This is a genomic window from Burkholderia mayonis, from assembly GCF_001523745.2.
GTDB lineage: Bacteria > Pseudomonadota > Gammaproteobacteria > Burkholderiales > Burkholderiaceae > Burkholderia > Burkholderia mayonis.
Genome location: NZ_CP013387.1, coordinates 1,682,171 through 1,694,495 on the forward strand (window position 1 = coordinate 1,682,171; position 12,325 = coordinate 1,694,495).

Genomic DNA, 12,325 nt, shown 5'->3' on the forward strand with positions numbered 1-12,325 from the left:
CGCTGTCGAAGCGCCGCTCGCGGACAGCCGACGGAACAGGCCGGCCGACGCCGCGCAGACACACCGCTCAGAACCGGTAATTGAGCAGCATCGTGCAGAGCAGGACGTTCGCGGAAAGCGTCGTCGTATTCGAGGCGAGGATCCGTTTCGCATCGTTGATGTTGACCGTGATCGCCGCCTTCAGCGGAATGTACGAGAGCGCCGTCGACAGCGACAACTGCCGCGTCAACTGATAGTTCGCGCCGATGACGAAGACGGGCGTCCACGCGCTCTTCACGCTCGCCGTCGCGCGGACGCCGTTCGGCAGCACGAGATTCGCGCCCGCCTGCAGCAGACGATCGAGCGCGCCCGGATCGGCGAGCAGCGATTGCAGGTCGCCGAGCGAGATGCCCGCCGATAGCAGGCCGCCGAGCGATGCGAGCTTGTTCGCGAACACCGGGTTCAGGTTCGTGTTCGTAAAGCGCGTGTAGCTGATGCCGAGGCCGAGATACGGCCGGAACCGGTCCTCGCGCTTGCCGAGGTAATACTTGAACACGGTCGACGCGAGCCACGCGCGCGTCGTGCCGAGCGGGTTGCTCTGCGTGTTGCCGAGGTCGACGAGCGGCAGCCGGCCCTGCACGCCCGGGAAAATCTTGTCGAACGGCAAACCGATGCTGCCATGGCCGCGCATCGTCAGCTCGGGCGGGATCCCGCCGACGATCTCGGCCGCGACGTGCTCGCCGAAGAAATGGGTGAACGTGAACGCGGGCGTGTTCGCGTTGCTGATCGACACCGCGGAGCCCGGATTCACGAAGCTGCCGATCCCAAGCGCCCCCGTCGACGTCGTCACGGGCGTCGAGCGTCCCGTCGACAGCACATAGTGCCAGCCGATTCCGATCATGTTGCTGTCGTCGCCCTGTAACTGCTCGAGGAGCGTCGGGCCCTGCGCCTCCGGCAGGTCGGGCAGCATCTCCGGGTCGATCGGATGCAGCTCGTACGGCATCCGGTCGTAGCGCACGCCGGCGATGAAGCGCGGCGACGCGTCGGCGGGCGGGCGCTGCGGCGCGCCGCTGTCCGGCGCGCACGGGCCGTCGCCGCACGCGGCGGCGGCGGCCGCGGCGGCGGACGACGCGCCGTCCGCCGCCGAGCCGCCCGGCGCGTCGGCGAAGCCGATGCCGTCGTCGCCTTCGGCGCGCGCGCGCAGTCCGCCCGGCGGCAGCGCGGCGCGCTGGCCGAGCGTGATCTTTTCTTCGGTGAGCTTGCGCGGACGCGGCGCATTCGGGTCCGAGGCGGATGCGGCCGATGCGGCTGCCCCATCGGCAGCCGCGCCGCCGTTCGGCGCCGAGCCGCTTCCCGCGTCCGACGACGCGGCGCCCGCCGCCTCCCGCCGCGCGCCGCCCGGCACCGCCCCCCACGCGCTCGCGCCGAAGCCCGGCGCGTCGCCGCCCGGAAAGAAGCCGATGCCGTCCGCGCCGTCGCGCCATCTCGCCGCGCCGCTGTCCTGCGCGTGCGCGGACCACGCGCACGCGAGCAGCGTCGCGCCAAGCCAGCAGGACACCGGGGCGCGCCAGCCACGGCGCGCTCGTTGACGGCGATGCTTGTCACCCATCTGCATCGAACGTCACGCGGGCGTACCGAACATCCGCTGCCGGATCCGATACAACGGTTCGAACAGCCATTCGAGCAAGCTGCGCTTCTCGAGCACGATGTCCGCCCGCAGCGTCATCCCGGCCTTCAGCGCGAGCGGCGTGCCTTCGAATGCCGGCTTGCGGTCGGCGAGCTCGACCCAACTCTTGAAGTAGGTCTGCGGCGAACCCGCGTCGGTCGGCAGATTCAGCTCCTTCGCGGTGAACGCGACGGGCGACACCGACACCAGCTTGCCGCGATAGGTGCCGAACTTCTCGACCGGATAGCTGCCGTACGCGAGCTTCACTTCCTGGCCGGGCTTGATGAATCCCGCCTTCGACGACGGGATGTATAGCTCGGCGATCAGCCCGTCCGCTTTCGCGGGCAGGATCTCGACGACGCGCGTGCCGGGCGGATCGATCACGCTGCCCTGCACGACGTCGAGCCGCACGATCTGCCCGTCGGCAGGCGCGTACAGCACCTGGTTGACGCTCTCGTCGATGTTGTATTCCTTCGAGTTCAGCTCTTCCTGCTTGATCTTCAGCTCGGCGTTCGAGCCGTCGTACTTGCTCTGCACCGTTTCGAGATCGCCGCGCAGCTTCATCGCGTTCTTCACGAGATCGGCGCGGCGCAGCATCAGGTCCTGATACGCCTGGCCCGCCTGCAGGTACTGCGTGTTCACCTGGTTGTACTGCTCGAGCGTGACGACCTGCTCGTTCAGCAGTTGCTTCACGCGATCGCGGCGTTCCTGGTATTCGGACACGATCCGCTTCTGGTCCTGGATCTGCTTGTCGATGAGCGCGCGGCTCTCCGACAGCGCGGCAATCTGCTGCTTGATCTGCTCGATGGTCGACTGGTATTCGAGCTTCGCCGCGCCCATTTGCTGATCGACCTCGACGCGCTGCCGCTTGATCGACTCGCGCATCCCCTGCACGTTGTTCGCCTGCGACACGAAGCTCGTGTCGCGCGTGACGCTCAGAAGCTTCTGCCCGGCTTTCACGTGCTGGTCCTTCGCGACGTACAGCTCGCGCACCGCCCATCCGGGCGGCGCGCCGACGCCGATCAGGCCCGTGCGCGGCGTCAGCATGCCCATCACGTTCTCGGTGTTCGCATACGTCAGACGAACGAGCGCGACGACGAACATCGCGAACATCGCGATCGACAGATAGCAGAAGAAGCGCATCGACACCGGCACGTCGACGACGCCGTTGATCACGGCGCCGAACGTCGTGCCGCGCGTCAGCTTGCGCGGCGTCTTCTGCTCTCTCAGGGTGGTCATCCAGGTAGGCATGGGCGAAACTCGTCAGGCGCTGCGCAGCGTCTGCGCGGCGGCGCGCGCGTTCTGCTCGAGCAACGGTGATGGCATCAGGTAAGGCGTGAAGTGCTCCCAGAAATGCCACTGTTCGGGCTGCTTCACGAGCGCATCCTCGAGCTTGTCGGCGATCCGCTGATGGGTCGCCGCGACGCGCGACGTCTCGTCCGCGACACCGAGCATTCGCGACGCGGGCCGCGCGTCGAGCTCGACGAAATGCATCCTGCACGCGTCGCGAAACGGCACGCCGGTCGCGTACGACACGAGGAGCGGAACGCCGTGCTCGACCGCGAGCTTCACGCCGCCGCCCGCGAGCCGCACCCAGCGGCCGCCGAGCCGGCATGCGTTGGTCTTGCCGAAGCGGCCGTGCAGGTCGGAGAACAGCAGGAACACGGGCGCTTCCTTGCGCAGCCCCGTGACGAGCCGGCGCAAATGCACGCGCTGCTCGATGTCGATCAGCTCGATCTTGCCCGCGCCGTATTCTTCGACGAGGCGCAGCGCATCGTCGAAGAACGCACCCGGCGCGTCCTTGTGCATCACGATCATCATCTTGCGGTCTTCGGGAATCATCAGCCGCAGCTTCGTGACGAACAGCATCAGGTTGCCGAAGTGCAAGCCCGCGAGCATCAGCGGACCGCCGCGCGCGAGCGCCGCGCGCAGCGCGGGCTCGCCTTCGCATTCCATCCGGTCGAGCATCGCCTTCATCGACGCGATGCTGTGCGAGCGCAGCATCAATCCGGCGACCTCGGCCTCGAACAGCTCGCGGACGATGCCGTCCGCGACGCCGCGAATGCGCACCGGATCGTCGTTCAGGTGCGCGCTCAGCATGTGCCTAACCGACATCTCGATCGAACAGCGGATCGACGGAAAGAGACGCAGGCACGCGCCCGCGCACCAGCGCATCATGCCGAGCCCGCGCTCGGGCGAGCGGCCGAGCGCGATCCGCTTGAAGATGCGCCGCACGAAAAAGCAATACGAGAACGCATTGAACAGAAAGAGCCGCATCAACGTCATCTTGGCGCCTCCAGCTCCGGTTGCCGCTCGGGCGTGATCTCGGCGAGGCGGCCGTCGCGCATCTCGTAGATGCGGTCGACCATCGACAGGATCGACGCATCGTGCGTGACGAGCACGATCGTGCACGGCAGCGTCAGCACGTTGCGGCAGATCTCGTGCGTCGTCGCCTGATCGAGATTCGACGAGAATTCGTCGAGGATCAAAAGTCGCGGCTCGCAGTACAGCGCGCGCGCGATCAACAGGCGCTGCATCTGCCCGGCCGACAGGAACTTCTGCGTGTCGCCGAGCGGCGTGTCGTAGCGGTTGTCGAGCACGTCGATGTCGCGGTCGATGCATGCAAGGCGCGCCGCCTCGTGCATCGCGCCCAGGCGCGGCGCGGGCGCGAAGTTCGTGATGTTGTCGCGGATCGTGCCGCGAAACAGTTGATCCGACTGCGTGACGGCCGCGACGTGTTTGCGGTAGAGCCTCAGGTTCACCTCGGACAGATCGACGCCGCCGACGAACAGCATGCCTGGCGTCGACTGATAGAGCCCGCAGATCAGGTTCAGCAGCGTCGTCTTGCCGCTGCCGGTGCGGCCGACGATCGCCACCTTCGCACCGGCCGGCACGTCGAGATCGATGTCCTCGAGGATCGCACGGCGGCCGCCCTTCGGTGTGTACGTCAGCGCACGGATCGACAGCGAGCCGTCGAAATGCTCGATCGAGCGCACCGGCGCGTCGGGCGCAGGCTCTTCGGTTTCGGTCTGAAGCACGTCGGCGACGCGGTCCATGTGGACCTGCAGCACCTTGCGCCGCACGTAGAGCTGGATCGAATCGATGAACTTGTCGGCGAACAGGTTCTTGTATTGGATGAACGCGTAGATGATCCCGATCGTGCTCTGCCCGTGCATCACGAGCCACGCGCCATACGTGACGATGACCAGCTGTTCGATGTGGACGATGCCCTTCGAGATCGCATCGAACAGCAGTTGCAGCCGCTCCTGCTGGCGAACCGCCTGCAGCTTCTGCGTGAACGCGTTCACCCACAGGCTGCTGCGCGACGTCTCCGACGACAGCAGCTTGATCGAATGCGCGGAGCGGATGTTCTCGATCAGGAGCGCGTCGGCCTCGGCGCCGCGCGTCAGGATCTGCGACATCGCATCCTGCAATTGCGGCTGGATCGCGAGCCGCGACAGCGCGAACAGCACCATCCCCGCGAGGCTGATGCCGGCGAGCACCGGGCTGTAGTACAGCATCAGCACGAGCGTGACGACGCACGTGAAGATATTGAGCAGCCCGCCGATCAGCCCATCGACGAGAAAGCGGCCGATCTCGGACACCGACGCGACGCGCGAGATCGAATCGCCCGTGTTGTGGAACAGGTAATAGCTGATCGGCAGCCGCGCGAGATGCCCGACCATGTTCGACGACAACTGCTGCGACACGATGTTGCGCAGGTAGCTCTTGATGTTGCCGACGAGGTTCGCGTACAGCGTGTCGAACAGGAACACGATGCCGAACAGGATCGTCAGCAGGTACAGGATGTCGACGTCGGTCTTCTTCAGCGCCTCGTCGATCGTCAACTGCACATACGACGGCCCGAGCAGCAGCAGCAACTGCGCGGCGATGCCGCCCGCGACGCCGAGCAGGATGCTCTTGCGAATGCCCGTCAGGCCGGCCAGATAGTCGCGCAGATGGATCTTGTCGGACGTGCCGACGTGCTTGAAGCCGATGTCCGGGTTGAGCTCGAGCGCGTAGCCCGTGATCTGCGCGAGCGCCTGCGCGAGCGGCAGCTTCGTCTCGCCCAGCGCCGGATCGACGATGTGCACGCTGCCGTAGCACACCTTCGTCAGCACGACGTAGTGGTTCATCCCCCAGTGCAGGATGCAGGGCAGCTTCAGCGCATCGATCTCGTTCGCCTCGAACTGAAGCCCGCGCGCGCGCATTCCGAGGTCGTTCGCGATCTCCATCAGGTCGAAGAACGACAGGCCGGAATCGATCTTGACGGGATACCGGTTGCGCAGCGTGCGCAACGTCGTGTCGCGGCCGTGCCAGGTCGCGATCATCGCAAGGCACGCGAGACCGCACTCGGTCACCTCGTCCTGAAGAATGGGCCTGACTTTATTGGTGTTGAACCACATAGCTTGCGAATCGCTGGACACGACAATACCGGCCCGCGCACGGCGCGGCCTGGCTCGAAGCCATCGCGCGAGCGCGGCGTGAACGCCGCGTCCGGCCTCGGCGGAACGCGGCTCTGGCGATACCTGGGATCGGCCTTAGCTGCCGGACCCCAGCGCCATCTTGAATTGGTTGACGGCCTCGGCCTGGTATTGGGTCAAGAGCCCGTTGACGACGGGACCGATCGATTGATTCGCAAGGGAAACCGTGTAGGCGGCCGAGTTGGCGTAGGCGGAACCTCCACCGCGGATCGCACGGGCTTGCTGCTCTGATATGGCTTGCATCGGGGTGGCCTTTACTCTTGTAGCGATGTCATCGACCCGAATCCGCATCCGCCAAAGCGGATGACACCATCCGGAGCTGCCTCGACATCACTGTCTCCTGATCATTTCCTCCGATTGCCAACCGAGACGAATGAATAATGTTTTTATATCTCGATTGACGACGGATTACCGTTTTTGCAGCTTGAAATTCAGATTATTTTACGCGGGGGGCGCCTCCCCGCGCAAATGCAACGGCTAGTGCTTACTTGCCGTTGCTATTGTAGTTCTTCGGGTTCTGCAGATAGCCGCCGAGCGTCGGCATGAACTGGCCGAGCGCCGTGAACAGCGGACCGGACGCTGCTGCCAGCGTGCCCAGCGAGCTGATCGGACCGCCACCGTGAATCGCCTTCGCCTGCTCCATCGTCATGACCTTCATAACTATCTCCTCGTAAAGAATAAAGACGGCGTCAAGACTTCTCTAATAATGCCAATGGCCGTAAATAACCGAACGACGTTTATTTTTTATCGCTGCGATTACAAGCCGGAATCAGGCTATCATGCGCTCAAGACAGAAACAAGATGGCCGGCCGCGTCTTATATAAGTTTTTGACGTTTTGGAATTCACCAAAAAGATGCATGCGTTTCAACTCATTATTTAAAACGTTTAATTTGCAGCGTCGGCGGCTTGACGCAAGGCAGGAGATGGAGACGAAGATGTTTGAAACAGCGAATTTGGGTGCCTCGTCTAAATTTTGGCATGCGGGTTTTCACTTAACGACAAAATCCTTTCGAGTCCGCGCCAATGTGGCTTACGTTACCGTTTGCGCAGCAATCGCCGCGCTCGGCACTGGTTCCGAATCGGCTCGCGCATTCTGTCTCGACGAGGCATATCAGCACGCCGTCTCGAACGATCCGAAATTCCTGCAGGCGCAGGCCGAATACGACGCCGCGCGGCAGAAATACCCGCAGGCCCGCGCGCAGATGCTGCCGCAGGCGAGCGCACAGCTCGAATGGGGCCGCTACGGCACGCACGCGAACCTGTTCGGCATCGACGTGAGCGGCAACAGCACCGCGGCGTACGGCGCCGCGCAGGTCACACAGGCGCTCTTCAACATGCCGTACCTGTACGACATGAGCCGTGCGAGGGAATTCGAGGAGTCCGCGCGGCAGCAGCTCGAAGTCGCGAAGCAGGAACTCATCATGCGCGTCGCGAACGCGTGCTTCGATCTGCTGTCGGCGCGCGAAAAGCTGCAGCTCGCCGACGACGAAGTCGACGCGCTCACGCGCCTCGAAAGCGATACGCGCAGGATGGCGCAGCTCGGAATGAAGACGATCGGCGACACCGCCGAGATCGAGGCGCGCAGAAGCCTCGCGCAATCGGACGAAGCGCTCGCGCGCACCGACGTCGAGGCGCGCCGCGCCCGCTACGAGACGCTGCTCGGCTCCGCGATCGACTTCACGCGCTGGCCGCGCCTCGCGATGCACGGCACGTCGCCGCGCATTCCGACGGGCGACTACCAGCCGCAGGACAATCCGTCGTATCAGCAGGCGTACCGCGATCTGCGCGTCGCGCGGCTCGCCGCGAAGCGCATCGGCGCCGAGCACCTGCCGACCGTCGACCTGTTCGCGTCATATTCGCGCGGGCTCAATCCGAACCTGCGCGGCCTCACCGACAAATCCGATTTCCATCAGAGCGCGGTCGGCGTGCAGGTGACGATTCCGATCTTCTCGGGCGGCAGCGTGCACTACCGGCAGGTCGAGGCCGAGCACGTCGCGACGCAATACCAGAACCGGCTGCGCGAAGTCGAGCAGCAGCTCAGCACCGACCATCGCGAGACGCTCGCGGGACTGCAGTCGATCGGCGCGCGGATCCGCGCGCTGCAGCAGTCGCTGCTGGCCGCGCGGCTCGCGTACGACTCGTCGATGAAGGCCCACCAGGTCGGCTACAGCACGACGTACGAGACGCTCAACCTGCGCACCGACATCTCGAACATCCGCCAGAAGCTGTTCGAAAGCTATCTCGACGCGCTGAAGCTGCAACTGAAGTTGAAAGGGATTCTCGGCACGCTGAACGAGCAGTCGCTCGCGGCGGTCGACAGCTTCCTGACGAGCAACGCGGTTTCGTCGGATCAGAAGAGCGAATGAGCATTTGACCGCGAGAACGCGGCCGTCGCGCGCCCGCCGCGTTCTCGCGCGCGTCGGAATGCGACGTCCCGCTTTCCGTCACAGAAATGTCATGATCTTCATGTGACGAAAGCGGGACGTCGTCGTTTTCGCCGCGCGCGCCGCGACGAACGGCGGGACGACGGCGCGATAAACGCGCAAAAGCAGCAGGAACAAGGCGAAGGCGGCGCGACCGCGACGCATGCGGAAAGCATCGCCGATCGACGCGCCGCGCGTTTGCCGCCGCGGCCGCCCTCGCCGCTTCCGCCTTCGACGCTACGCGCTCACTGGATCACGCGCGACACACCGCGGCCGCGCGGATCGGACACGGCCTCGGGCGTCTTGCCGTCGATCTGGATCGCCTGAATGTCGCCGCTGAAATCCTGGCCCTTCAGCGTGTAGCCCTTCGCTTCGATGCCCTTCGCGAGTTCGCCGTCGATCGGGTGGTACGGCTCCCAGAAGATCGTGTTCGGCGGCAACAGCTGATGGTGGAATCGCATCGCGCCCACCGCGTCCTTCAGCGGCATCTTGAAGTCGTACAGGTTCGTGACGACCTGGAAGATCGACGTGAAGATCCGCGAGCCGCCCGGCGTGCCGATCACGAGCGCGACCTTGCCGTCCTTCGTCAGGATCGTCGGCGACATCGACGACAGCGGCCGCTTCTTCGGCTCGATCGCGTTCGCGTCGCTGCCGACGACGCCGAACATGTTCGCGACGCCCGGCTTCGCGGAGAAGTCGTCCATTTCGTCGTTCAACACGATGCCCGTGCCTTCGGCGACGACGCCCGAGCCGAAGTAGCCGTTGATCGTGTACGTGTTCGACACAGCGTTGCCCCACTTGTCGACGACCGAGAAATGCGTCGTCTCCGCCTTCTCCGGCATCGTCGCGCCGAGGCCCGGCTGCACGCTCTTCGTGTCGGAAGGCTTCTCCGGATTCACTTCGGCCGCGCGCTTCGCGATGTACGCGTCGTCGGTCAATTGCGCGACGGGCACCTTGTAGAAATCCGGATCGCCGAGGTACTGCGCGCGATCGGCGAACACGCGCTTCTCGATCTCGGCGATCAGGTGCACGTATTGCGGCGAGTTCAGCGTGACGCCGTCGAAGTCGGCCTTGCGGTCCGCCTTCATCTTCAGCAGCTGGACGAGGCCGATGCCGCCCGAGCTCGGCGGCGGCGCGGTGATCACGCGATAGCCGTTCCAGCTCGCCTGGATCGGCTGGCGCCAGACCGCCTTGTATTGCACGAGGTCCTGCTTCGTGATCAGGCCGCCGTCCTTCTTCATCGACGCGGCGATCAGGCCGGCCGTCTTGCCGTCGTAGAAATCCTTCGCGCCGTCGTTCGCGATGCGCGTCAGCACCGCCGCGAGATCCGGCTGCTTGAAGTTCGCGCCCGCCTTCAGGCCGCTGAAGTATTGATCGAAGTTCGTCTTGCCGCCGAACTCCTTCGACGCGTCGACGCCGCGCTGCGCGAGCTGTTCGTCGACGATGAAGCCGCTGCGCGCGTAGCGGATCGCGGGCGCGAGCACCTGCTTCCACTTCAGCTTGCCGAAGCGCTTCTGCGCCTCCCACATCCCGGCCACCGTGCCCGGCACGCCGACCGCGCGATCGCCGTACAGGCTCATGCCCTTGACGACGTTGCCGTCCTTGTCGAGGTACATGTCCTTCGTCGCGGCGAGCGGCGCGCGCTCGCGATAGTCGAGGAAGTACGGCTTGCCGTCCATGTAGACGGTCATGAAGCCGCCGCCGCCGATGTTGCCCGCCTCTGGATAGGTGACGGCGAGCGTGAACGCGATCGCGACTGCGGCGTCGACCGCGTTGCCGCCTTCCTTGAAGATCTGCTCGGCGGCGTCGGCGCTGTACTTGTCGGCGACGGCGACAGCCGAGCCGTCCAGCACGACGCGCTGCGGACCTTTCGCGCAGGCGGGCGCGCTCGGCAGGAAGCCGACCGCGGCTGCGCTCACGAGCGCGGCGAGCACCGTCGACTTGAAGCGATTCGTTGCGTTCATTGCATGTCTCCCATTTTGATCTCCTTGCTAATTGGGGCACGAAAACCGGATGAATAGGCTTATAGCACGGCCGCGCGCGTATACAAAAATGACGTTTCGTAGGCGAGCCTGCCGACGCAGAGCGAGCGGACGACGCGCGGAAACGACCTCGCATCGCATGACGAGCGATTCACATCGAACGACAGGCGATGCAGACGGCAGATCCGTGACCGCACGTCGACGCCGCACACGAATCGTACGAAGCGGCGATTGCTTGGACGCATGACGCACTGGCGGATGACACATGGACGCCGTCCGTGCATCGGCAGAACGACTGCGTTCGCGTCTTCGCCGCGCCAGCAGCATCATCAATGGTGGTGAGTTGCATCGAGAAATTCGACGGCATTCCGTGTCTCGGCGGCGACCGCCCTCGCCATGCCGACATCGCCTGCGACATCCGCGGCATCCGCCGCTTCGCGCGCGCATCGCGTCGCGTCGCGTCGCTTGCAATTTCACGTTCGCCTCGCCCGATGCGCGCCGAAAACTTTTCTTCTCCGCCCCTGCGCGCCGCGCGCCAAATCTGCGAAGATAGCGCCCCTTTTCGATTTCACGGCGCGTCAACGCAACACCGGCATGGCATCACACGCAGCACATCATGCAAGCGGCTTGGCCGCGGGTCTCGTCGCCGCGGCGCTCGTCGGGCAGGCGGGCGCGGCAGGACCGTGGCATCTCCACAGCCTCGCCGCGTTCGCGGCAGGCGTCGCGGGCGGCACCGCGCCCGACTGGCTCGAAGTCGCTTGGTGGAGCCGCTCGCGACGGCTCTGGATCACGCATCGCACCGTCACGCACTGGGGCGTCGCGTGGGTCGCGATGCTCGTCTTCGCCTACCGGTCGCTCGACCATCGCCATCTTTGGGCCGCGCCGCTCTTCGGCTTCGCGTGCGGCGGCCTCGTCCATCTGATCGCCGACTGGCCGAATCCGCTCGGCGTGCCGTGGCTGTGGAAGCGCCATTCGCTCAACTGGTGGAACAGCGGGCACTGCGACCTGATCGTCGTCGCGACGGCCTGGGCCGGCGCGTTGTGGATCGCGCAGGCGGCGTGGGGACACGCGGCGCCGCTCGTGCACTGGCTCGGCTGGCTGCGCACCGTGTGACGCCGCGCCGTCCGACGCCGCCGCATCAGCGGACGGATTCGCGCGCGAGGCCCGCTCGCCGCACGCCGACAGGTCGACGCGATCCCCGCCGGTAGAATGGCGGGCGCGGCCCCGCCGCCCCCTTCGACGATCAGGCCGGATCGTTCGCACGACAACACACAAGAACATGACCGATGACATCACGACGCCTTCGTCCGCCACGCGCCCGGCGCCGGGATTCGGCCCGCTTCGCTGGATCGTGCGGCACTGGCGCGGCGACTATTCGCTCTCCGTCAGCTTCTGGCTGAACCCGTTGCCGCTCTCCGCGCTCCGGACGATCAGCAGCCACTTTCTGATGAGCCGCGCATTTTCAGCGTTGGATCAAGGGCCGGGCGGCGATTCACTGGCTCACGCGATGGCGGCCATCCCGACCGCCGTCTTCGCCGACGCCGCGCTGTCGCTCCTCAACATCTGGTGGATCGTCGGCGTCTGGCGCGCGGCCGCGCGTCACATCGATCGCACCGGCCGGCGCTTCTGGGCGCGCGCGGCACAGGTCGTGGCGGCGCTCGCCGCCGTGAAAATCGTCTACGGGATCGCGATCATTGCGCACACGATCGAGACGCTCCAACTCCTGCTCGTCAATCCGATGAGCGCGTTCACGGACCCGATCGGCACGCTGACGAAACTGCTGTTCTGAC

Annotated in this window: 10 protein-coding genes; 3 read left to right on the plus strand and 7 right to left on the minus strand. The window is 65.4% G+C overall.

The window, feature by feature from the left end; all coding sequences use genetic code 11:
• Window positions 1–67: 67 nt before the first annotated feature.
• From WS70_RS26095 to WS70_RS32535, 6 genes are all read right to left on the minus strand, one after another.
• Window positions 68–1,588 (minus strand): OmpW/AlkL family protein, encoded by a 1,521-nt coding sequence (locus tag WS70_RS26095; protein ID WP_059598024.1) that lies wholly within the window; start codon window positions 1,586–1,588, stop codon window positions 68–70.
• 12 nt (window positions 1,589–1,600) lie between these two features.
• Window positions 1,601–2,896, minus strand: coding sequence for an HlyD family secretion protein (locus WS70_RS26100; RefSeq protein ID WP_059471017.1), 1,296 nt, complete (start codon window positions 2,894–2,896; stop codon window positions 1,601–1,603).
• Window positions 2,897–2,908: 12 nt separating this feature from the next.
• Entirely contained in the window at window positions 2,909–3,931 is a 1,023-nt protein-coding gene (locus WS70_RS26105; RefSeq protein WP_059598023.1) for a lysophospholipid acyltransferase family protein, read from the minus strand.
• Window positions 3,928–6,051: a peptidase domain-containing ABC transporter gene (locus WS70_RS26110; RefSeq protein ID WP_059471015.1), complete on the minus strand. Its 2,124-nt coding sequence runs from the start codon at window positions 6,049–6,051 to the stop codon at window positions 3,928–3,930. Before WS70_RS26110 ends, WS70_RS26105 begins: the two co-directional genes overlap by 4 nt.
• Before the next feature lie 135 nt (window positions 6,052–6,186).
• Window positions 6,187–6,372 (minus strand): hypothetical protein, encoded by a 186-nt coding sequence (locus WS70_RS26115; RefSeq protein WP_059471021.1) that lies wholly within the window; start codon window positions 6,370–6,372, stop codon window positions 6,187–6,189.
• Between the two features lie 241 nt (window positions 6,373–6,613).
• Window positions 6,614–6,787: a hypothetical protein gene (locus tag WS70_RS32535; RefSeq protein WP_082716138.1), complete on the minus strand. Its 174-nt coding sequence runs from the start codon at window positions 6,785–6,787 to the stop codon at window positions 6,614–6,616.
• Window positions 6,788–6,930: 143 nt separating this feature from the next.
• Between WS70_RS32535 and WS70_RS26125 the strand changes: the two genes are divergently transcribed.
• Window positions 6,931–8,496: a TolC family protein gene (locus WS70_RS26125; protein ID WP_059598022.1), complete on the plus strand. Its 1,566-nt coding sequence runs from the start codon at window positions 6,931–6,933 to the stop codon at window positions 8,494–8,496.
• A 302-nt stretch (window positions 8,497–8,798) separates the two neighbouring features.
• Here the strand turns inward: WS70_RS26125 and ggt are convergent, their stop codons facing one another.
• Complete coding sequence (ggt, locus tag WS70_RS26130; RefSeq protein ID WP_059471013.1) at window positions 8,799–10,517, minus strand: gamma-glutamyltransferase; 1,719 nt, start codon at window positions 10,515–10,517, stop codon at window positions 8,799–8,801.
• Between the two features lie 612 nt (window positions 10,518–11,129).
• Between ggt and WS70_RS26135 the strand changes: the two genes are divergently transcribed.
• Entirely contained in the window at window positions 11,130–11,648 is a 519-nt protein-coding gene (locus tag WS70_RS26135) for a metal-dependent hydrolase (RefSeq protein WP_059471012.1), read from the plus strand.
• 166 nt (window positions 11,649–11,814) lie between these two features.
• Window positions 11,815–12,324: a hypothetical protein gene (locus tag WS70_RS26140; protein ID WP_059471011.1), complete on the plus strand. Its 510-nt coding sequence runs from the start codon at window positions 11,815–11,817 to the stop codon at window positions 12,322–12,324.
• Window position 12,325: the final 1 nt, after the last annotated feature.